The sequence below is a fragment of the Paracoccus sp. MBLB3053 genome, from assembly GCF_031822435.1.
GTDB lineage: Bacteria > Pseudomonadota > Alphaproteobacteria > Rhodobacterales > Rhodobacteraceae > Paracoccus > Paracoccus aurantius.
Genome location: NZ_JAVQLW010000003.1, coordinates 324,782 through 343,580, shown reverse-complemented (window position 1 = coordinate 343,580; position 18,799 = coordinate 324,782). Strand labels below are relative to the sequence as shown.

General features: G+C 62.5%; 18 protein-coding genes. 9 read left to right on the top strand and 9 right to left on the bottom strand.

Annotated features, from left to right (window positions below; genetic code table 11):
- The first annotated feature begins 13 nt into the window (after positions 1 to 13).
- The 3 genes from RGQ15_RS18160 (at position 14) to RGQ15_RS18150 (ending at position 3,101) form a co-directional block, all read left to right on the top strand.
- Positions 14 to 958, top strand: a complete 945-nt coding sequence (locus RGQ15_RS18160; protein ID WP_311162132.1) for an ABC transporter substrate-binding protein — start codon at positions 14 to 16, stop codon at positions 956 to 958.
- Positions 959 to 1,059: 101 nt separating this feature from the next.
- A complete protein-coding gene (locus tag RGQ15_RS18155) occupies positions 1,060 to 2,337 on the top strand; it encodes an L-fuconate dehydratase (RefSeq protein WP_311162131.1) in 1,278 nt (425 codons plus the stop codon).
- Positions 2,337 to 3,101, top strand: coding sequence for an L-fucose dehydrogenase (locus RGQ15_RS18150; RefSeq protein ID WP_311162129.1), 765 nt, complete (start codon positions 2,337 to 2,339; stop codon positions 3,099 to 3,101). Before RGQ15_RS18155 ends, RGQ15_RS18150 begins: the two co-directional genes overlap by 1 nt.
- A 2-nt stretch (positions 3,102 to 3,103) precedes the next feature.
- On the opposite strand, the gene RGQ15_RS18145 is transcribed toward RGQ15_RS18150, so the two are convergent.
- Complete coding sequence (locus RGQ15_RS18145; RefSeq protein ID WP_311162128.1) at positions 3,104 to 3,454, bottom strand: hypothetical protein; 351 nt, start codon at positions 3,452 to 3,454, stop codon at positions 3,104 to 3,106.
- 91 nt (positions 3,455 to 3,545) lie between these two features.
- Here RGQ15_RS18145 and RGQ15_RS18140 point away from each other — a divergent pair, with 91 nt between their 5' ends.
- Positions 3,546 to 4,460, top strand: a complete 915-nt coding sequence (locus RGQ15_RS18140; RefSeq protein WP_311162127.1) for a LysR family transcriptional regulator — start codon at positions 3,546 to 3,548, stop codon at positions 4,458 to 4,460.
- Positions 4,461 to 4,478: 18 nt separating this feature from the next.
- Here RGQ15_RS18140 and RGQ15_RS18135 read toward each other — a convergent pair whose 3' ends face one another.
- Genes RGQ15_RS18135 through RGQ15_RS18125 form a run of 3 tightly spaced genes read right to left on the bottom strand, consistent with a single transcriptional unit; the run spans position 4,479 to position 7,358 of the window.
- Entirely contained in the window at positions 4,479 to 5,798 is a 1,320-nt protein-coding gene (locus tag RGQ15_RS18135; protein ID WP_311162126.1) for a TRAP transporter large permease, read from the bottom strand.
- On the bottom strand, positions 5,795 to 6,316 hold the full coding sequence (locus RGQ15_RS18130; RefSeq protein WP_311162125.1) for a TRAP transporter small permease: 522 nt from the start codon (positions 6,314 to 6,316) through the stop codon (positions 5,795 to 5,797). The genes RGQ15_RS18135 and RGQ15_RS18130 overlap by 4 nt, the downstream gene beginning before the upstream one ends.
- A gap of 16 nt (positions 6,317 to 6,332) precedes the next feature.
- Positions 6,333 to 7,358, bottom strand: a complete 1,026-nt coding sequence (locus RGQ15_RS18125; protein ID WP_311162124.1) for a TRAP transporter substrate-binding protein — start codon at positions 7,356 to 7,358, stop codon at positions 6,333 to 6,335.
- Positions 7,359 to 7,612: 254 nt separating this feature from the next.
- On the opposite strand from RGQ15_RS18125, the gene pcaQ reads away from it, so the two are divergent.
- A complete protein-coding gene (gene pcaQ, locus RGQ15_RS18120) occupies positions 7,613 to 8,536 on the top strand; it encodes a pca operon transcription factor PcaQ (protein ID WP_311162123.1) in 924 nt (307 codons plus the stop codon).
- 21 nt (positions 8,537 to 8,557) lie between these two features.
- Here the strand turns inward: pcaQ and RGQ15_RS18115 are convergent, their stop codons facing one another.
- The 5 genes from RGQ15_RS18115 to RGQ15_RS18095 form a co-directional block, all read right to left on the bottom strand.
- On the bottom strand, positions 8,558 to 9,367 hold the full coding sequence (locus RGQ15_RS18115) for a DeoR/GlpR family DNA-binding transcription regulator (protein ID WP_311162122.1): 810 nt from the start codon (positions 9,365 to 9,367) through the stop codon (positions 8,558 to 8,560).
- 67 nt (positions 9,368 to 9,434) lie between these two features.
- Positions 9,435 to 10,517 (bottom strand): ABC transporter permease, encoded by a 1,083-nt coding sequence (locus RGQ15_RS18110; protein ID WP_311162120.1) that lies wholly within the window; start codon positions 10,515 to 10,517, stop codon positions 9,435 to 9,437.
- The gene (locus tag RGQ15_RS18105; protein WP_311162119.1) at positions 10,514 to 12,037 is read right to left on the bottom strand and encodes a sugar ABC transporter ATP-binding protein; all 1,524 of its coding nucleotides are present in this window, start codon (positions 12,035 to 12,037) and stop codon (positions 10,514 to 10,516) included. The genes RGQ15_RS18110 and RGQ15_RS18105 overlap by 4 nt, the downstream gene beginning before the upstream one ends.
- On the bottom strand, positions 12,034 to 12,678 hold the full coding sequence (locus RGQ15_RS18100; protein WP_311162117.1) for a DUF2291 family protein: 645 nt from the start codon (positions 12,676 to 12,678) through the stop codon (positions 12,034 to 12,036). The genes RGQ15_RS18105 and RGQ15_RS18100 overlap by 4 nt, the downstream gene beginning before the upstream one ends.
- A 56-nt stretch (positions 12,679 to 12,734) precedes the next feature.
- On the bottom strand, positions 12,735 to 13,673 hold the full coding sequence (locus RGQ15_RS18095) for a D-ribose ABC transporter substrate-binding protein (RefSeq protein WP_311162116.1): 939 nt from the start codon (positions 13,671 to 13,673) through the stop codon (positions 12,735 to 12,737).
- Positions 13,674 to 14,016: 343 nt separating this feature from the next.
- Here RGQ15_RS18095 and RGQ15_RS18090 point away from each other — a divergent pair, with 343 nt between their 5' ends.
- Genes RGQ15_RS18090 through RGQ15_RS18075 form a run of 4 tightly spaced genes read left to right on the top strand, consistent with a single transcriptional unit; the run spans position 14,017 to position 18,739 of the window.
- Positions 14,017 to 15,483: an L-fucose/L-arabinose isomerase family protein gene (locus RGQ15_RS18090; RefSeq protein WP_311162114.1), complete on the top strand. Its 1,467-nt coding sequence runs from the start codon at positions 14,017 to 14,019 to the stop codon at positions 15,481 to 15,483.
- A 12-nt stretch (positions 15,484 to 15,495) separates the two neighbouring features.
- Complete coding sequence (locus RGQ15_RS18085) at positions 15,496 to 16,320, top strand: transketolase (protein WP_311162112.1); 825 nt, start codon at positions 15,496 to 15,498, stop codon at positions 16,318 to 16,320.
- The gene (locus RGQ15_RS18080; protein ID WP_311162111.1) at positions 16,320 to 17,282 is read left to right on the top strand and encodes a transketolase family protein; all 963 of its coding nucleotides are present in this window, start codon (positions 16,320 to 16,322) and stop codon (positions 17,280 to 17,282) included. Before RGQ15_RS18085 ends, RGQ15_RS18080 begins: the two co-directional genes overlap by 1 nt.
- Complete coding sequence (locus RGQ15_RS18075) at positions 17,279 to 18,739, top strand: FGGY-family carbohydrate kinase (RefSeq protein ID WP_311162110.1); 1,461 nt, start codon at positions 17,279 to 17,281, stop codon at positions 18,737 to 18,739. The genes RGQ15_RS18080 and RGQ15_RS18075 overlap by 4 nt, the downstream gene beginning before the upstream one ends.
- Positions 18,740 to 18,799 lie beyond the last annotated feature (60 nt).

Genomic DNA, 18,799 nt, shown 5'->3' with positions numbered 1-18,799 from the left:
CAGGGAGGAAAACATGTTCACAAGACGAGGACTGATCGGCGCGGCAACCGCGTTGGCGCTGATGTCCGGGGCAGGCGCTGCGCAGGCTCAGGACAAGCTTTACATCCCGCTGATCTCGAAAGGGTTTCAGCATCAATTCTGGCAGGCCGTGAAGCAGGGAGCCGACAAGGCCGGCGAGGAATTCGGGGTCGACGTGACCTTCGAGGGCCCGGATAACGAGACCCAGGTCGACAAGCAGATCGACATGCTCGCCGCCGCCCTTGCCAAGCAGCCCGCCGCCGTCGGCATTGCGGCGCTGGACAGCCAGGCGGTCATTCCGCTGCTGAAAAAGGCCCAAGCCGCGAATATACCGGTCATCGCCTTTGACTCGGGTGTGGACAGCGACATTCCGACCTCGACCGCGTCCACGGATAACATTTCCGCCGCCGCTCTCGCCGCCGACAAGATGGCCGAGCTGATCGGCGGCGAAGGCAAGATCGCCGTCGTTGCCCATAGCCAGACCTCGCTGACGGGTGTGCATCGGCGTGACGGTTTCGTGAATGGAATCAAGGAAAAATATCCGAACATCGAGATCGTGGCGCTGGAATATGGCGATGGCGACCAGTTGAAATCGACCGAGATCACCAAGGCAATCCTGACCGCGAATCCTGACATCAAGGGCATATTCGGCACGAACGAAGGCTCGGCGATCGGCGTTCTGAACGGCGTGCGCGAAATGGGTGCAGAGGTCGTCGTGATCGGCTTTGACTCGGGCACGGTGCAGAAGGATGCGATCCGCGGCGGTCAGATGGCCGGCGCGATTACCCAGAACCCGGTGGGCATCGGCTATGAGACGGTCAAGGCCGCAGTAGCCGTCGCCAAGGGCGAGACCGTCGAGAAAAACATCGATACCGGATTCTTCTGGTATGACAAATCTAACATAGACGATCCGGAAATCGCGGCGGTCCTTTACGACTGATCGCTTCCAACCTGCCGGGGGCAAACAGCCCCCGGCTCATTCAACGAGGACAAGATGACGTTCCTGTGCGACGGCCCCCGTGGTCGGCAAGAGGTGAAGGCATGACAAGGATCACCGGCCTGCGCACCGTCGATGTGCGCTTTCCGACCAGCCAGCATCTGGACGGTTCCGATGCGATGAACCCTGACCCCGATTACTCGGCGGCCTATGTCATCCTGGAAACCGATGGTCCGCATGAAGGACACGGCCTGACTTTCACCATCGGGCGCGGGAACGAGATCTGCGTCGCCGCGATCGAGGCGCTTCGTCCGGTCGTGACAGGGCTGGACCTTGGCTGGATCGCGCAGGACATGGGCCGGTTCTGGCGCCATGTCACCTCGGACAGCCAGTTGCGCTGGATCGGGCCGGACAAGGGCGCGATCCATCTCGCGACCGGCGCCGTGGTCAACGCCGTATGGGATCTCTGGGCAAAATCCGCAGGCAAGCCGGTCTGGCAATTGGTGGCCGAGATGTCGCCCGCCGAGCTGGTGCGCTGCATCGATTTCCGTTACCTGACCGATTGCATCACACCCGAATGGGCGCTGGATTTCCTGACTGAGCAGGCCAAGGACAAGGCGGCCCGGATCGCCACCCTCAAGGCCGAAGGCTACCCGTGCTACACGACCAGCGCGGGCTGGCTCGGTTATGACGATGACAAGCTGCGCCGCCTTTGCCGCGAGGCCGTCGATGCTGGCTTCCGCCATATCAAGATGAAGGTCGGCCGCGATCTCGATGACGACATCCGCCGCCTGACCATCGCCCGGGACGAGGTCGGCCCCGATGTCAACCTGATGATCGACGCCAACCAGGTCTGGGAGGTCGACCAGGCCATCGACTGGGTCAAGAAGCTCGCCTTCGTCAAGCCCTGGTTCATCGAAGAGCCGACCAGCCCCGACGATGTCGAGGGCCATCGCAAGATCCGCGAGGGCGTGGCCCCGGTGCAGGTCGCGACCGGCGAGATGTGCCAGAACCGGATCATGTTCAAGCAATTCATCATGCGCGGCGCGATCGATGTGGTGCAGATCGACAGCTGCCGCATGGGTGGGTTGAACGAGGTTCTCGCCGTCATGCTGATGGCCGCGAAATACGGGCTGAAAGTCTGCCCCCATGCCGGCGGCGTGGGCCTGTGCGAATATGTCCAGCACATGTCGATGATCGATTACCTCTGCATCGCGGGCACGCGAGAGGGGCGGGTCATCGAATATGTCGACCATCTGCATGAGCATTTCCTTGACCCCTGCACCATCCGCGACGCAGCCTACATGCCGCCGGTCATGCCGGGCTTCTCGATCGAGATGAAATCCGAAAGCCTTGAAACCTATCGGTTCCGGGGGGCGTGATGGACCTGCATCTGCAAGACAGGCTGGTCGTCGTGACCGGGGGTGGATCGGGGATCGGCGCGGGCATCACCGAGGTCCTGTGCGAGGAAGGCGCGCGGGTCGTGATCGTCGCTCGTCGCGCGCCCGAGCCGGAATGGCTGACCAAGACGGGCGCGGATTTTGTTCAGGCCGAGCTATCGGATGATGCTGCCTGCGTGACGGCGGTTGAGACCATTCATCAGCGACACGGTCAGGTTTACGGTCTCGTGAACAATGCCGGGGCGAATGACGGGGTGGGGCTGGGCAAGGGGCCTGCGGCGTTTCGCGCCAGCCTCGATCAGAACCTCGTTCATTACTACACCATGCTTCACCTGCTGGCCGATGACATCAAGGCGGCCAAGGGCGCCGTCGTCAATATCAGCTCGAAGACCGCGCTCTCGGGGCAAGGGGGCACCTCGGCCTATGTGGCCGCCAAGGCGGCACAATTGGGTCTGACGCGCGAATGGGCGGTGGACTTCCTGCCCTTTGGCGCCAGGGTCAATGCGATCGTCGTGGCCGAGGTGATGACGCCACTTTATCGCCGATGGCTCGATACCATGTCCGATCCAGATGCCCGCCTGGCCGAGATCACCCGCAATATCCCGCTTGGCAGGCGCATGACCACGGCGCGCGAAATCGCGGATTGTTGCGCCTTCCTGCTTTCTGATCGGTCCAGTCACATGACCGGCCAATGGCTGCACCCGGATGGAGGATATCTTCACCTCGACCGGGCGATCGCGAACTGAACCTAGCTATTTTCATCGAAGCGAAGCGTGATCGGATCGTTCTTGACCGTCACGCTGTCTCCGTCACGCGAGAAGGTCAGGACCTCGTTCAGATGGGCCGGCAATGAAAAGCTGACGCTGTCGCCATCACGCAGGTCCATCATCAGATGCTTCGGATTGCCATGGTCGATCTTGGCAACATAGCTGGCATGGATCCTGAAGGCTTCGGTGTCCGTTTCCGAGAAATAGAAGGAAACGTCCGTTTCATGGCTGATCAGGGTGGCCCCGCTCAGCGGTTCATTCAGCGTCACGGCCTCGGCATGGACGGCAAATGGGGTCAGGGCAAGGGCAAGCGCCAGCGAAACGGCCTTCATCATGATTCTCCGGGGAATGATTGTCGCTAGACAGGTGGGTCCTTGCCGAGCAAAACTCAAATCGATCCTCATTATCGTGGGCATAATCGGAATGGAATTTCACCGTCGGGATCTGGGGTTGCTTGTGTCGTTGGATGTCTTGCTGAGCGAGCGCAGCGTGACAGTCGCGGCAAAGCGTCTGGGTGTCAGCCAGCCCGCCATGTCGGCCCAACTCGCGAAATTGCGTCAGCTATTCGGTGACGATCTTCTGATCGGGAATGCGCATGGCATGGCCCTGACGCCGCGGGCGGAAGAAATTCACGGCCCCTTGGGTGAGGCCATCGAGGATCTGCGCGCACTTGTCGCGCTTTCTGTGCCATTCGATCCCGCTGCTGATAGCCGCGTTTTCCGCATTGCCGCATCGGATCTGGTGCTGGGTATTCTCTTGCCGCGACTGCTGCCCGTGCTGTCGGACCGTGCGCCAAGGGTCAGGATCGAGGGCGTGCCGCTGGCGATTGACCGGCTCGCATCGAGCATGGAGAAGGGCGAGATCGATTTTGCAGTCACGAATGCCGAGAACGCGCCCCAGTCCTTCCCCGCGCGGCTGCTGAGCAATGAGGAATTCTGCATCATCTGGAGGAAGGACCATCCCGAGCTTTCCGCCCCTCCCACCCTTGATCAGTTCTGCCGCATTCCTCAGGTTTTTGCCCTGGTCGAAGGCGCGGGTGAGAGGGATGCCGTGGACGATCACCTTGCCACAATGGGCCGGGGTCGAGTTCTGGGCATCCGCGTTCCGAACTTCCTGCTTGTGGCACCTTTGGTGCGCGCGACAGACATGATCGCCGTCGTTCCGCGCAGACTGGCCGAGACCGAGACAGAGGGGCTGAATGTCGCAGACACCCCGTTTCCATTACCCTCGTCGCAGGTATATCTCAGCTGGCACCGACGGCTTCATCAAGACTCGGCCTGTCGTTGGTTTCGACAGCTTGTGGCCGAGACGATCACGTCAGACCCGGCCAGGAACTGACCGGGTCTGACGTGGCATTCAGCTGAAAAGACGGACCATCCCCAAAGTGATGAAGGGGAAGGCGATCAGGACGGCGATCCGGATCGCATCGCTGATGAGGAAGGGCAGGACCCCGCGGAAGCTTTCCAGCATGGGAACATCCTTGGCCATCCCGTTGATGACAAAGACATTCATGCCCACCGGCGGCGTGATCAGACCGACCTCAACGACCACGACGGCCAGAATTCCGAACCAGATCAGCGTGTCCTCGCGGGTCATGCCGAAGTCCAGCCCTGCGATGATCGGATAAAAGATCGGGACGGTCAGCAGCAGCATGGACATCGAATCCATGACGCAGCCGAGCGCGAGATACAGCAACAGGATGGCCATCAATACCAGCATGGGCGAGAGGCCCGCGTTCTGAATGGCCTGCGCCGCCAGCATCGGGGTCTGGGTCTGGGCGAGGAAGGCGTTGAACATCTCGGCGCCAAGCATGATCAGGAAGATCATGGCCGATGTCTGAGCCGTGCCGCGCAGGCAGGCCATGAGGCCATCCAGCCGCATTCCGCCGTGCAGGATGGCGAGCAGGCCCGATCCGAATGCGCCGATGGCAGCAGCCTCGGTCGGGGTGAACCAGCCGCGATACATGCCTACGATCACCAGGGCAAAGATCAGGATGATGGACCAGGTCTCCCGCAGGGCGCCCAGGCGATCGGCCCAGCTCGCGCGCGGCCCCGCGGGACCATCTTCGGGATTGCGCCGGACATAGACCGCCACGGCGATCATGTAGCCGATGGCGGCCAGGACGCCCGGCACCATGGCGGCCACGAACATTTTCGCAATGCTCTGCTCGGCCATGAGTGCATAGAGGACGAGGATGACGGATGGCGGAATGAGAATGCCAAGCGTCCCGCCAGCGGCCAGAGATCCGGTCGAGAGCGCGCCCGAATAGTTGTAACGGCGCATCTCGGGCAGAGCCACTTGCCCCATCGTCGCTGCGGTGGCGAGCGAACTACCGCAAATCGCGCCGAACGCGGCGCAACCCCCGATGGAAGCCATGGCAAGGCCGCCCTTGCGATGACCAAGGAAGGCGGCGGCGGTACGGTAAAGCGCCCGGCTCATGCCTGCCTTGGTCGCGAACTCGCCCATCAGGACGAAAAGCGGAATGACCGACAGCGAATAGGTCGAGAACTGGTAATAGGTCGAGGTCTTGAGGAATGCCAGAAGCGGCGTCAGCCCGGTATAGAGAGCATAACCCCCGATCCCGACTGACAGCATCGCAACCCCGATTGGAATGCGGATGGCCATCATCACCAGCAATACGGCAAAGCCCGTCAGCCCGGCGGCGATGCCGGTCATTTCCACACGGCCTTCAGATGTCCGCGCAGGGTGGCGGCACATGTGGCGACCAGCAGCGCCATGGCGGGAAGAATGATGATGAAGCTGGTCCAGACCGGCAGCCGCAGGACCATTGTCTGTTCTCCGTATTGGCGCATTTCCGCTGCTCCGTGCCACAGCCGCCACAGCAGCAATGCCGAGATCAGCAGGTAGAAAAGATCGCCCAGTGCCTCGAGAAGGTGGTTCGTGCGCGGGCCCGACTTCTGGGTGAAGAAGTCGACCAGCACATTTCCGCCATTCACCTGGCACCAGGGCAGGAAACAGAAGATCGCGATAGCACTTGCAATCTCGACCATTTCGAAATCACCGGGGATGGGCTTGCCCACCACACCCCGCAAGATGACGCTGGCAACGGTCATCAGCATCATTGCAAGCAGCGTGACGCCCCCGATCCCCGCAAACAGCTTGCAAAGGGCGGCCAGCCAGCGGGGAACCGCAACTGATTTCGAATGTTCGGTCAAAACATTGGTTTCGGCCATGCCGCCCTCCGTCTCTTTACTTGCCTTGCGCGGCTGTCAGCATGGCGCGCGCGTCATCCAGCATTGCCTGCCCGTCGTGACCGGCATCGTTCATTGCCTTGACCCATCCATCGGCAACGGGCTGGGTCGCATCCTTCCATTCGGCAAGATCCGCCTCGGGAATGATAACGATCGTACCGCCAGCATCGATGGCCTTTTGCCGCTCGGCTGCCTCGGCTTCGTCGAAGGTCGTGCCAGCGATTGCCGCGAGCGTGGCACCGGAATTGTCGTCAATCACCTTCTTCAGGTCGTCAGGAAGCGAGTCGTACTTGGCCTGGTTCATGACAAGCGCCATGACCGAGGTTGAAAGCCCGCCATTTTCGGTCCCGAACTCAGTGTGGTCCTTGGTGACGCTTTCGATGCGCAGCGAGCCGAAGACCTCCCACGGCACAACGGCGCCGTCGATGACGCCTGTCGTCAGCGCCTGCGCGATCTCGGGCACCGGCATGCCGATGGCAGTCGCGCCCAAAGCGCCAAGCCCGTCTGTCATCATGCGCGATGGCGTGCGGATCTTCAGGCCGGCCAGATCGGCCATCGACTGGATCGGCTTGCCCTTGGTGTGGAACTTGTAGGCGGCAGGGGCATGGATCAGAAGCGGATGAACGTCCTTCAACTCATCGCCCATGTATTTCGCCTGGAACTCCTGCAGCGCCATGGTGGTCGAGGTGGCGGTGCCGGACAGGAACGGCAGTTCGAAGACCTCGGAGATCGGGAAGCGACCGGGGGTATAGCCAAGCAGCGTCCATGACACATCGACGACGCCGTCACGGGCCTGATCGAAAAGCTGCGGCGGCTTGCCGCCAAGCTGCATCGAAGGGAAAAGCTGCACGTCGATGCGACCACCCGACGCTTCTTCGACCATCTTTTCCCAGGGCTCGAGCACGCCCTTGTGCATCGGGGCCTCGGCTGAAAGGAAATGGTGCACGCGCAGCGTCACCTCCTGCGCCGAGGCGGTTCCGGCGATTGCAATGGCGGCAATGCTGGCCAGCAATGTTCGTTTCATTGGGCTCCTCCCCTATTCATGAGCTTTGGAGATCTTCTTGGCATGACACCCAAGCCAGGTCACCTGCGCTTCATGAAGGAATGCGAACGGTGCCTCGCGACCCGATGTCTCGGCGCGACCAGGGCTGGAACCCTGCTTGCGGTGGTCATTTGCTTTTGCAGCCAAGTGTTTCCTCTCCCAACGGAAAGATTACATGTGGTGTTTGAAATGTAAAATGATGTATTCTGCAGATGACTTACCAAAAACGATAAGTAATGGATCGCCGGATCAAGATTCGCCACCTCCAAGCCTTTGTCGAGATCGTGCGCGGCAGAAGCCTCAAGCGCGCTGCCGAAACCCTGCATCTGACCCAGCCGGCGATCTCGCGCAGCCTTTCCGAACTTGAGGACATCGTCGGGGCAGAATTGCTGACCCGAGGTCGAGGTGGAATCGCGCTGACGGCCCAGGGAGAGTTGTTCCATAGTTTCGCCAATGCGAGCCTCGCCTCACTTGAGCAGGGGTTGGCTGGACTACAGGCATTCGGTGAGGACACGGGCTCGCGATTGAACGTCGGAGCACTACCTTCGGTCGCGGCACGGCTTCTGCCGCCCGTCGTGGATGAAATTGCAGCCGTTGCCCCGAGCATGCGTCTGCGCATCATCGACGGCCCGCATCACCATCTGACACGATTGCTGCACGACGGTGAGCTTGACGCGGTCATTGGTCGGCTGGGCGAGCCAGAGACGATGCACGGCCTGAGCTTCACGCAGCTTTACATGGAAGATGTCGCAATCGTGGTGCGTCCCGGCCATCCGATCCTGCAAAGCCCCGCTCTCGCGAGGATCGTAGACTGGCCCGTGATCTATCCGCCATCGACGGCGGCGATCCGGCCGCTTGTCCGTCGGATGCTGGTTGCCGAAGGCGTGCCGCTGCCGCGCAACCGGATCGAGACCGTTTCGGTCTGTTTCGGGCGGGCCAAGACGCGCGACAGCGATGCGATCTGGATCATCTCGACAGGCGTCGTCGCGCGGGAAATCGCGGCGGGCGAACTGGTCCGGCTGCCGGTCGAGACCCGCACGACGCGGGGCGCGGTCGGCTTGATGCTGCGCGCGGGCGAAGTCGAGTCCTCCGAGCAGCGGCTGTTCATCCAGGCCCTGGAGCGCGTGATCCGCCGTCTTCGCGCGGCGGGAGAGGCCTGAGCACGTCTTTCGGCGGTTCCGCTATCGCGCAATGAGCAGTTCGATACCCCGAGCCTCGAATTCCTTGGCGTCCGCGTCTGAAATCCCGTCATCGGTAATGAAGGAATGAATGACCTCAAGCGAACCCAGCCTCGTGAACGAACTCTTGTTGATCTTGGTGCTGTCAGCGACGAGGTAGACCCGCGAGGCGGCGCGGATCATCGCCTCTTTCAGCTGCAGATCGGCGAAGCTCGGATAGGTCAGACCCGCGTCCAGGGCGACGCCGGCCGTGGCGAGAAACAGCTTGCCGGCGAAGATGTTGCGGAAATAGTCGACCGACTTGTCGCCTGACAGCGAAAGCGTCGGCGCCTTGAACTGGCCGCCGGGCATATGGACTTCGAAACCCGGCACCGCGCCCATGATGATGGCGATGTTGAGCGCGTTGGTGATCACCGTCAGGTTTCGCCGATGGACAAGCCGCGTCGCGACTTCGGTCGTCGTGGTGCCGGCATCCAGGATCAGCGTCTCGCCATCCTTGACGAGGCTGGCGGCCAGGGCACCGATCCGCCGCTTCTTGTCCATGTTTTCCTGGTGGTGCAGCATCAGGCTTTCCACCTGAGCCGGGGCCGAGTTCAGATAGGCGCCGCCATGTTCCCGCGTAATGAGCCCTTCGCTTTCGAGCCGCTCGAGATCCTGCCGAATGGTCGCCTCGGAAACCTGGAAGGCAGCTGCCAACTCGCGCACGCGGGCCGCGCCCTCTTCCTGTATCCATTCCAGGATGCGGCGGCGGCGCGGCTCGGACAGCAGGCCGATCATGGATTCGTCGCGCGTGGGTTCGGGCTTCTGCTGCAAGGGAGGCTCCGCGAAAGGGGGGGTCGGGGCGGGTCTTAGGACATTCCCGACCAATTGGCAAAGCGCGTCAGGCTGTCTGAGCGGCCGCGGCTTCCTGTTGCAGGGCGACACGTGCCTGCAGGCGGCTTTGCGCCTGGTCGATCACGACGGCTGCGATGATGACAAGTCCCTTGATGACCGTCTGCCAGAAAGACGAAACCCCCATCATGATGAGCCCGTCCGAAAGAATGCCGATCACAAAGGCGCCGACGATTGTCCCTCCGATACGTCCACGTCCGCCGGACATCGAGGTGCCTCCGAGTACGGCGGCGGCGATGGCGTTCAGTTCGAACGTTTCCCCCGTAGCCGGGTGGCTGGCCTGTAACTGGCTTGCGATGATGAGCCCGACGAGCGCGGCACAGAAGCCGGAAAAGACATAGACGTAGATCTTGACTCGGTTGACCTTGACGCCCGATAGCGCAGCGCCCCGTTCGTTGCCGCCGACGGCGTAGATATGTCGGCCCAATGGCGTCCTGCCCGCGATATAAGCGGCGATCAACGCTACGGCGAGCAACATCCAGATCATGAAAGGCAACCCGAAAAGGTTGCCGGTGCCGATATATGGGAAGCTGCCCGAGCCGTATTCCGCATTGCCCGAAAGGTTCGGAAAGGTCCGCCCGCCCGATGAAAGCAGCGCCGCGCCCCGCGCGACGTAAAGCGTGCCGAGCGTAGCGATGAAGGGCGCGACATTCAGCTTGGTGATCAGCAGCCCGTTGATCAGCCCGACGAACATGCCGACCAGAACCGTGATCAGGGCAACTTCCAACGTATTGAACTGAATCGAATAGGCCAGGCCGACCGCGTTCAGGTCGATGCCGTAAAGCACCAGCCAACCGGCGACCATGCCGCAAAGCCCGACGATCGAGCCGACCGACAGGTCGATACCGCCGGTGATGATGACAAAGGTCATGCCGATCGCCAGAAAGGCGTTCAGCGCGACATGTTTGGCGATGATCACGGCGTTGGCGGTACTGAGGAAGTTCGGCGCATTGATCGCGAAGAAGGCGAAGACCAGGATCAGCGCGACGAAGGTCCGCATCCTGAGCAGCAGCAGAAGCGCGCTCGTCGCCGGTGAAACGGCCGGGCTCGATGTGGTGGCGGTGGCGCTCATGCGGCGGTCTCCTTGGCGGGGGCGGTGGCAGCGATCACCCGGGCGGCGTCGACGCCGCTTTCGAATTCTCCGGTGATCCGGCCATCGGCCATGACGATGATGCGATCCGAAAGGGCCAGGACCTCATCCAGATCGGAGGTGACAAAGAGTATCCCCAGACCATCGGCGGCCAACTGGCGCATGGTTCGAAAGACCTCGGCCTTCGCGCCAATATCGATGCCGCGCGAAGGCTCGTCCATCAAGAGGATCTTGGGATTGGTCATCAGGGCCTTGCCGATGACGACCTTTTGCTGATTTCCGCCCGACAGGCTGGAAACCGGATTTTCGGGGCTCGCGACCTTGATTGTCAGGCGCTTGATGAAGTCGATCGCGGTCCTGGCCTCGGCCCGCAGGTCCAGATGGAAGGCCCGCGAGAACCTGTCCAGAGATGACAGGGTCAGATTCTCGCGGATCGCCATGATCTGGACGAGGCCGTCGCGCTTACGGTCCTCTGGGATGAGCGCGATGCCGCGCCGGATACGTCCGGTCACGTCCTTTTCGGTCAGTGGCTTGCCGTCGACGAAGAAGCGGCCGCCGGAATGCGGGTGCTGGGCCATGACGCATTCCAGAAACTCGGTGCGACCAGCGCCCATCAAACCGTAGAGCCCAAGGATCTCGCCCGCGCGGACGGAAAGCGACACATGATCCACCGCATTGCCACCACCTGGGCGGGGCAAGACGACTTCCTCGGCGCGGAAGACCTCGTCACCGAAACTGGGCGGCTCCGTGCGTCCGAACTCCTTCGAACTGTCGCCGATCATCGCGCGCACGATCCACGGGATGTCCACACCCTGCATCGGGCGTGAGCCGGTGATCTCGCCGTCCCGGAGCACGGTGATGTAATCGCCGATGCGGATCAGTTCCTCGAGCCGATGGCTGATATAAACGATGCCCACCCCATGCGCCTTCAGATCGGCGATGACGCGAAACAGGACCTCCACCTCCGAGGCGGAAAGCGCCGAAGTCGGTTCGTCCAGGATGAGGATCTCGGCATCCTGTGCCAGCGCCTTGGCAATCTCGACGATCTGCTGCTGGCCGATGCGCAGGTTGCCAAGGGGTGTATCCGGGTCGATCGGCTGTTCCAGCCTTTTCATCAGCCTTGCGGTCTCGGTCCGTTGATGATCGCGGTCGATATCGACGCCTGCACGGGTCGGCTCACGGCCGATGAAGATATTCTCGGCAACGGTCAGGTTCGGAAACAGGTTCAATTCCTGAAAGACGATGCCGATTCCGTGGGCCACCGCATCCGCCTTGGAGTGGAAATGCACCACCTTCCCGTCGCGGGTGATTTCGCCCTCGGTCAACGCTTCGACACCGGCGATGACCTTCATCATCGTCGACTTGCCCGCGCCGTTTTCGCCGACCAGCACATTGACCGCGCCCATGCGCAGGTCGAAATCGACACCTTTCAGCGCGACGGTCCCGGGATAGACCTTGACGCCGTTGCGGATCGTCAGACCGACGGGATGCTGTTCCGTCATTGTGCGAACTCGACCGAAATTGGCGTGATCAGCCACGGCTCGGATGCCGAGCGAATGGCAAAGACGCCGATGAACGTTGCGGTCTTGCCGGTCGGATCGCCCTCGGGCAGGGTAAGCGCGGTCGAGGCCGTGTCATTCAGCGCACGCCCAAGCTTGGCGAATTCGATCTGGTCGCGGAAATTGGTGAAATCGTAGAAGGGCGAGAAGTCGCGCAGGGCCGTACCCTTGACGACCGGGCCGAGTTGCAGCGTCACATCTGGCGAGCTGTCGCCATCGGTGTCGATGCCCAATGTCCGGGCCCGGCTGTCGAGTTTGGCCTCGACGACCTTGCCCTCGCCCTTGATGGCGAAGTTCCATGCAGCCCCGGCGCCCGAGCCAGCCTTGCCATGGGCCTTTCCCGCAGCCTCAATGCCACCTGCGACGGCATTGCGCAGGTCGGTGACGGGAACCGCTTTTTCACGGATCACGGGCAGCAGCCTGGGCTCCCATGTTTCGGCCAGAAGCGCGCTGATGCGGGCATCGTCGCCACTGGCATCGGCGGCAGGGGATTTTTCGTCGGGGGCTTGGGTTTTGACGATCTTGCAGGCGCTGAGGCCGAAGCTTGCCGCCAGGCAGGCCGCGACCAGAATGATGCGTTTCATGGGATTCTCGCGACTTCTGAATGCCCGGCGCACATCGTGGCGCCGGGCCTCAAGGATCAGTTCAATGCGAAGGTTTCGAGTTTCGCCGCATTGTCGCCATTGATCAGGATGCAATCCATCAGTTGCTTTTCCTCGACGCCGGTCGAGCCGGTCTTGAGGAAGGTGTCGGCCTGTTCCACGGCCATTTGCGCCTGGCTGTAGGCGGGCTGAAGGACGGTGGCCTTGATCCCGCCCTTGAGGATCGAATCGCGGACGTCGTTCGATCCGTCGAAGCCCACAACGATCACGTCAGTCCTGCCGGCGGCCTCCAGCGCGGCCCAGGCGCCCATCGCCATGGTGTCATTGCCCGAGATCACGCCCTTGATCCCCGGATTGGCCTGCAGCATCGATTCCATGACCGTGTAGGCCTCGGTCTGCGACCAGTTCGCGGTCTGCTGGGCGACCATCTTGAGATCGGGATACTGGTCGATCACGTCGTGATAGCCCTGCGACCGGATGCCGGCATTGGTGTCGGATTCCTTGCCCAGAAGCTCGGCATAGTCGCCAGCCTCGCCCATCAGCTTGACGAATTCCTCGGCGCCAAGCTGGGCGCCCTGATAGTTGTTCGACACGATCTGGCTGACGGCGACGCCCGAAGCGGTGATTTCGCGGTCGATCAGGAAGCTTGGAATACCCGCATCCTTGGCCTTCTGCACGGCGGCGACCGAGGCGTCGGCGCCCGCATTGTCCAGAACGATTGCCTTGACGCCTGCCGCGATGGCGCTGTCGAACAGCTGCGACTGCTTGTTCGCGTCATCGTCATGGACCAGCACCATCGCCTCGTAGCCCAGCTCCTTGGCCTTGGCGGCGGCGCCGTCGGCCTCGGCCTTGAAGAACGGGTTGTCATGGCTCGGCGTGATGATGGCGATGGTATCGGCGGCGGCGGCCAGCGAGGGCAACGCGCCCGCCATGGCCAATGCCATGGCCGACACCAGGATGCGGCGTTTCAGGTTCATGGTCTTCCTCCCATTGTGCCGCCGGACCGGCAGCGACTCCTCTGAGTTATTCCTGCTTCTTGTTGGCGTTTTCAGTCAAGTGTTTTCGAATTATGCGATTTGATTTTGATCTCGGCTGGCGGAGAATGCTGAACGGATTCCGCAAGCGCAGCGACGTATTTCGCAGGCGCGGCAAGGAAATATGGACGAAGAAACGCTGGAGCGGGGCTGAAAACAAAGATCTGGCTGATAGCTTTGTCTTGCGTGGACGGATGGATTCAGATTAAAAACTCAATAATCGAAAACAAACGAAACATTTTCGATTGACCGCGATGCGAGCGCGGTCCCTGTCGGGAGGAAATTCATGACGCTTACCATCCGCCGCAAGGTCTGCCTCGGCGTGGTCATCGGCAGCCGGGCCTTCTTCAGCCCCGCGCCCTGCAAGGCCGCGCGCGACGAGGTTCTGGCCCAGCTCGAGCGACTGGGAATCGAGGCGGTCACCCTGCCTTACGAGGCGACTGCCAATGGAGCCGTCCAGTCCATCGCGGATGCCGAGCTCTACGCCGCGCATTTCAAGGAAAACCGCGACCGCATCGACGGGCTGGTGATCTGCCTTCCTAATTTCGGCGACGAGATTGCCATTGCCGAGCTGGTCAACCGCGCCAAGCTGGACGTGCCGATCCTGCTGCAGGCCTCGAACGATGAGGTCGACAAGGTTTCGGTCGCCGAGCGGCGCGACGCCTTCTGCGGCAAGCTCTCGGTCTCGAACAATTTCTGGCAATATGGCATCGCCTTCAGCGAGACGACGAACCATACCTGCGACACCTGGGGCGAGGAATTCGGCCGCGATCTCGACCGTTTCGCCCGCGTCTGCCGCACCGTGAGGGGGCTCAGGAACGCCCGCATCGGCTCGATCGGGGCACGCACCGGCGCCTTCCAGACCATGCGCTATTCGGAAAAGCTGCTGCAGGCCTCGGGCCTGACGGTGGTGACGGTGGACCTCTCCGAGATGATCGGCGCGGCCGCCGCGATCCCGGACGCGGACCCGGACCTGCTGGCCAAGATCGAGAAGATCAAGGCCTATGGCACGATCCCCGCCCATATCCAGCCCGGCCAGATCCTGAAACAAGCCAAGTGGACCCTCGCCGTCAACCGCTGGATCGAGGAGAATGGCTGCGACGCTTCGGCGATCCAGTGCTGGCGCTCTCTGCAGGACAATTTCGGCTGCGCCACCTGCGTCACCATGTCGATGATGGGCGAAGAGCTGATGCCTTCGGCCTGCGAGGTCGACGTGATCGGCGCGGTCTCGATGTATGCGCTGGCTCTGGCCTCGGGCGCGCCGCCGGCGCTGCTCGACTGGAACAACAATTACGGCTACGAGCAGGATCTTTGCGTCTGCACCCATTGCGGCAACTATCCGAAAAGCTTCATCGGCGACACGCCCGAGATCAGCGAGCTCGACGTTCTGGGCGCGACCATCGGCAAGTCGAAATGCTTCGGCGCGGTCAAGGGCAAGGTGAAGCCCGGCCCGATGACCTATTTCCGCCTGTCCACCGACGACCGCCTCGGCCGAGTGAAATGCTACCTCGGCCAGGGCGAGTTCACCGACCACCCCTTCCCGATGGATGGCGGCATCGCGGTGACCCGCGTGCCGAACCTGCGCAAACTGATGCGCTTCGTCAGCCAGAACGGCTTCGAGCATCACGTCGCCATGGTGCGCGGCCATCACGCCGATGTCGTCGAGGAGGCGGTGACCCGCTATCTCGGCTGGCCGATCTATCACCATGAGGCCGAGCCCGAGCCCCAGCTCTTCATTCCCAACCGTTTCTGATGCGAGGGTGACATGACACTCGAAAACGATCCCGCGGCCCTGATCCGCGAAAAGGCGCTGTGGATGCGCCGCACCGCCTTCCGCATGGTCCACGAGGCGCAGCTCGGCCATCCCGGCGGCGACTTCTCGGCCATCGACATCATGGCGACGCTGTATTTCGGTGTCATGAACTACGATCCGGCGCAGCCCGACCTCGCGAGCCGCGACCGCTTCATCATGTCCAAGGGCCATGCCACCGGCGCGCTTTACACCGCACTCTGCGCCGCGGGCTATTACCCCGAGGACTGGCTCAAGACCTACATGCAGCCGAAATCGCTGCTGAACGGCCACCCGAACCGAAACTACCTGCCGGGGATCGAGACCAATACCGGTCCCTTGGGCCACGGTTTCCCGGTCGCGGTCGGCATCGCCATTGCCGGCCAGATATCGGGGGCGGATTACCGCACCTTCGTGCTGACCGGCGACGGCGAGCAGCAGGAGGGCTCGAACTGGGAGGCCGCGATGACCGCCGGCCATCGCAAGCTCGAGAACCTGACCCTGATCATCGACCGTAATCGCTTGCAGCAAGGGCAGGGGACCGAGCAGACGGCGGGTCTTGATCCGCTGGACGACAAGTATCGCGCCTTCGGCTTCCATGTCGAAATGGCCGATGGCCATGACGTCGGCGCGCTTCTGGCGCTGCTATCCGCCTCGCCCAAGGGCCGCGGCAAGCCGCTCTGCATCATCGCCAATACCGTCAAGGGCAAGGGTGTGTCCTTCATGGAAAACCAGGCTGGCTGGCACCACGGCGTGCCCAATACCGAACAATTTGCACAAGCCATGGAGGAACTGGTCTGATGGCCGCGCCCGCTGTGAAAACCGAAGGTCTGCGGGATTGCCGCGACGCATGGTCCCTGACCCTTTGCGATCTGGCCGCGAACGACCCGCGCATCGTCGCCGTCGTGAATGATTCCATCGGCTCTTCCAAGCTCGGCGGCTTCCAGAAGCAGTTCCCTGACAGGCTGGTCAATGTCGGCATTGCGGAACAATGCATGGTCGGCGTCGGTGCGGGCCTTGCCAATGGCGGCAAGGTGCCCTTCGTCTCGGCCGCGTCCTGCTTTCTTACGGGTCGCGCGCTGGAGCAAGTCAAGGCCGATATCGCCTATGCCGGCTTCAACGTGAAGCTGGTTGGCCAGTCTTCGGGCGTGGCCTATGGCGAACTTGGCGCAACGCATCACTCGATCGAGGATTTCGCCTGGCTGCGGCCGCTCACGAACATCACCGTGATCGTCCCCGCCGATGCTTGGGAGACCGCCGAGGCGGTGAAATGGGCCGCAGATCACGAGGGCCCGGTCTATCTGCGCCTGTCGCGCATGCCGGTTCCCGATCTCGCGGTCGAGAACCGCGTCTTCCGCCCCGGCAAGGCCGAGATCCTGCGTGCGGGCGGCGATGTCACCCTGATCGCCAATGGCACGATCGCCCATATCGCCCTGGCTGCGGCGGACCTGCTGGCAGCCGAGGGGATCAATGCCCGCGTGCTGAACATGGCGACGCTGAACCCGCTGGACGAGGCCGCCGTGCTGGCCGCCGCCGAGGAAACCGGCGCCATCGTCACCGCCGAGGAAGCATCCGTCCGGGGTGGTTTGGGCGGGGCAGTGGCCGAGCTGACCTCGGCCCATCGCCCGGTCCCGGTCGAGCGCATAGGCTTCCCCGGCTTCCTGCCGACCGGCTCGGTCGAGTGGCTGTTCAGGGAATACGGGCTCAGCGCCGAAGGCATCGCCGAGCGTGCCAGGGCCGCTATGACAAGGGCGTCAAAGTGATCCAGGCACCCCTCGTCCTGGCCATAGATCAGGGCACGACGAATACCAAGGCAGCGCTGGTCGATCCCGTCGGCCGCATACATGCCCGCTCTTCAGCGCCGCTGGTGACGGATTATCCCCGTCCCGGCTGGGTCGAACAGTCAGCCCAGGACATCTGGGAAAGCGTCCGCAAGGTCGTCGCGGATCTCGCGCAGCATGCCGGTGAAATCGTCGCCTTGGCCATCGCGAACCAACGCGAAACGCTGGTCATGTGGGATGCGGAAAACGGTGAGCCAGTTGCGCCCGCTATCATCTGGCAATGCCGTCGCACGGCCGATGATTGCGCGCATCTGCAATCGCAGGGTCACGATGCCCGGGTTGTCGAGCTGACGGGGCTGGCCATCAATCCGCTTTTTCCGGCATCGAAACTGGGCTGGGCGATCCGCAATCTTCCTGATGTGGCCGCGCTTGCCGGGCAAGGACGGCTGCGGGCGGGTACCGTAGATGCCTGGCTGCTTTACAAGCTGACCGGCGGCGCGAGTTTCCTGACGGACCATTCCAACGCCTCGCGAAGCCAGCTTTTCGACACCGACAAGCTGGACTGGAGCGCCGAGCTTTGCGCCCTGTTCGGCGCACCTCTCTCAGCCTTGCCGCATCCGGTCGCCTCGGATGCCGAATTCGGAGTGACCGTCGAGGGGGTGACTGCGCTGCCCGCCGGCCTGCCGATCCGGGCGATGATGGGCGACAGCCATGCCGCGCTTTACGGTCATGGCGTGCGGGCCCCGGGTCCGGTCAAGGCCACATTCGGCACGGGCTCCTCGCTGATGACGCTGACGCCCGATCGCATGGCCTCGGGTCACGGTCTTTCCGGGACAATCGCCTGGAGCGACCGGAACGGCGTGGCCCATGCGCTGGAGGGAAATATCACCGTTTCGGCACAGGCCTCGGCTTTCATGGCTCAGATGCTTGGGATGAAAGACGCCCGGGCCCTGTCCGATCTGGCCCAAAGCGTGCCCGATGCAGGCGGCGTCGTGTTCGTTCCCGCGCTGGCTGGACTTGGCGCGCCGCATTGGGACGACCGCGCGACGGGGCTTGTGACCGGCATGACCCATGCCACCCGTCCCGCCCACCTGGCCCGCGCGACCTTCGAAGCGATCGCCCATCAGATCACCGATGTATTCGAGGCAATGGAATTGGATATCGGCCATCCGCTCGCCGATCTGCGCGCCGATGGCGGTGCCTCGGTCAATTCGTTCCTGATGCAGCTTCAGGCAGACCTGCTTGATCGCCCCGTCCTGAGATCCGAGGTTGAAGAGGTCGGGGCTTTAGGTGCCGCCGCAATGGCTTTTTCCGCGTTGGGCTTTCCGGCGGTGGAACGCGTTGAAGGCACCACCGGATTTCAGCCGCAGATGCCCGGCGAAACGCGACAAAACCTACGGACGAACTGGGCCCGCGGGGTGGCAATGGCTCGTGGCTAAGTTTTGCGCATCGCGTTCTTTTTTCGCCTATCCGTAACGCGGTGGATTGCAGGCTGAACG

Bases quoted from the DNA above. Each gene is read 5' to 3' on its own strand.
- RGQ15_RS18160 (WP_311162132.1), top strand. From the start codon at position 14: ATGTTCACAAGACGAGGACTGATCGGCGCGGCAACCGCGTTGGCGCTG.
- RGQ15_RS18155 (WP_311162131.1), top strand. From the start codon at position 1,060: ATGACAAGGATCACCGGCCTGCGCACCGTCGATGTGCGCTTTCCGACC.
- RGQ15_RS18150 (WP_311162129.1), top strand. From the start codon at position 2,337: ATGGACCTGCATCTGCAAGACAGGCTGGTCGTCGTGACCGGGGGTGGA.
- RGQ15_RS18145 (WP_311162128.1), bottom strand. From the start codon at position 3,454: ATGAAGGCCGTTTCGCTGGCGCTTGCCCTTGCCCTGACCCCATTTGCC.
- RGQ15_RS18140 (WP_311162127.1), top strand. From the start codon at position 3,546: ATGGAATTTCACCGTCGGGATCTGGGGTTGCTTGTGTCGTTGGATGTC.
- RGQ15_RS18135 (WP_311162126.1), bottom strand. From the start codon at position 5,798: ATGACCGGCATCGCCGCCGGGCTGACGGGCTTTGCCGTATTGCTGGTG.
- RGQ15_RS18130 (WP_311162125.1), bottom strand. From the start codon at position 6,316: ATGGCCGAAACCAATGTTTTGACCGAACATTCGAAATCAGTTGCGGTT.
- RGQ15_RS18125 (WP_311162124.1), bottom strand. From the start codon at position 7,358: ATGAAACGAACATTGCTGGCCAGCATTGCCGCCATTGCAATCGCCGGA.
- pcaQ (WP_311162123.1), top strand. From the start codon at position 7,613: ATGGATCGCCGGATCAAGATTCGCCACCTCCAAGCCTTTGTCGAGATC.
- RGQ15_RS18110 (WP_311162120.1), bottom strand. From the start codon at position 10,517: ATGAGCGCCACCGCCACCACATCGAGCCCGGCCGTTTCACCGGCGACG.
- RGQ15_RS18105 (WP_311162119.1), bottom strand. From the start codon at position 12,037: ATGACGGAACAGCATCCCGTCGGTCTGACGATCCGCAACGGCGTCAAG.
- RGQ15_RS18100 (WP_311162117.1), bottom strand. From the start codon at position 12,678: ATGAAACGCATCATTCTGGTCGCGGCCTGCCTGGCGGCAAGCTTCGGC.
- RGQ15_RS18095 (WP_311162116.1), bottom strand. From the start codon at position 13,673: ATGAACCTGAAACGCCGCATCCTGGTGTCGGCCATGGCATTGGCCATG.
- RGQ15_RS18090 (WP_311162114.1), top strand. From the start codon at position 14,017: ATGACGCTTACCATCCGCCGCAAGGTCTGCCTCGGCGTGGTCATCGGC.
- RGQ15_RS18085 (WP_311162112.1), top strand. From the start codon at position 15,496: ATGACACTCGAAAACGATCCCGCGGCCCTGATCCGCGAAAAGGCGCTG.
- RGQ15_RS18080 (WP_311162111.1), top strand. From the start codon at position 16,320: ATGGCCGCGCCCGCTGTGAAAACCGAAGGTCTGCGGGATTGCCGCGAC.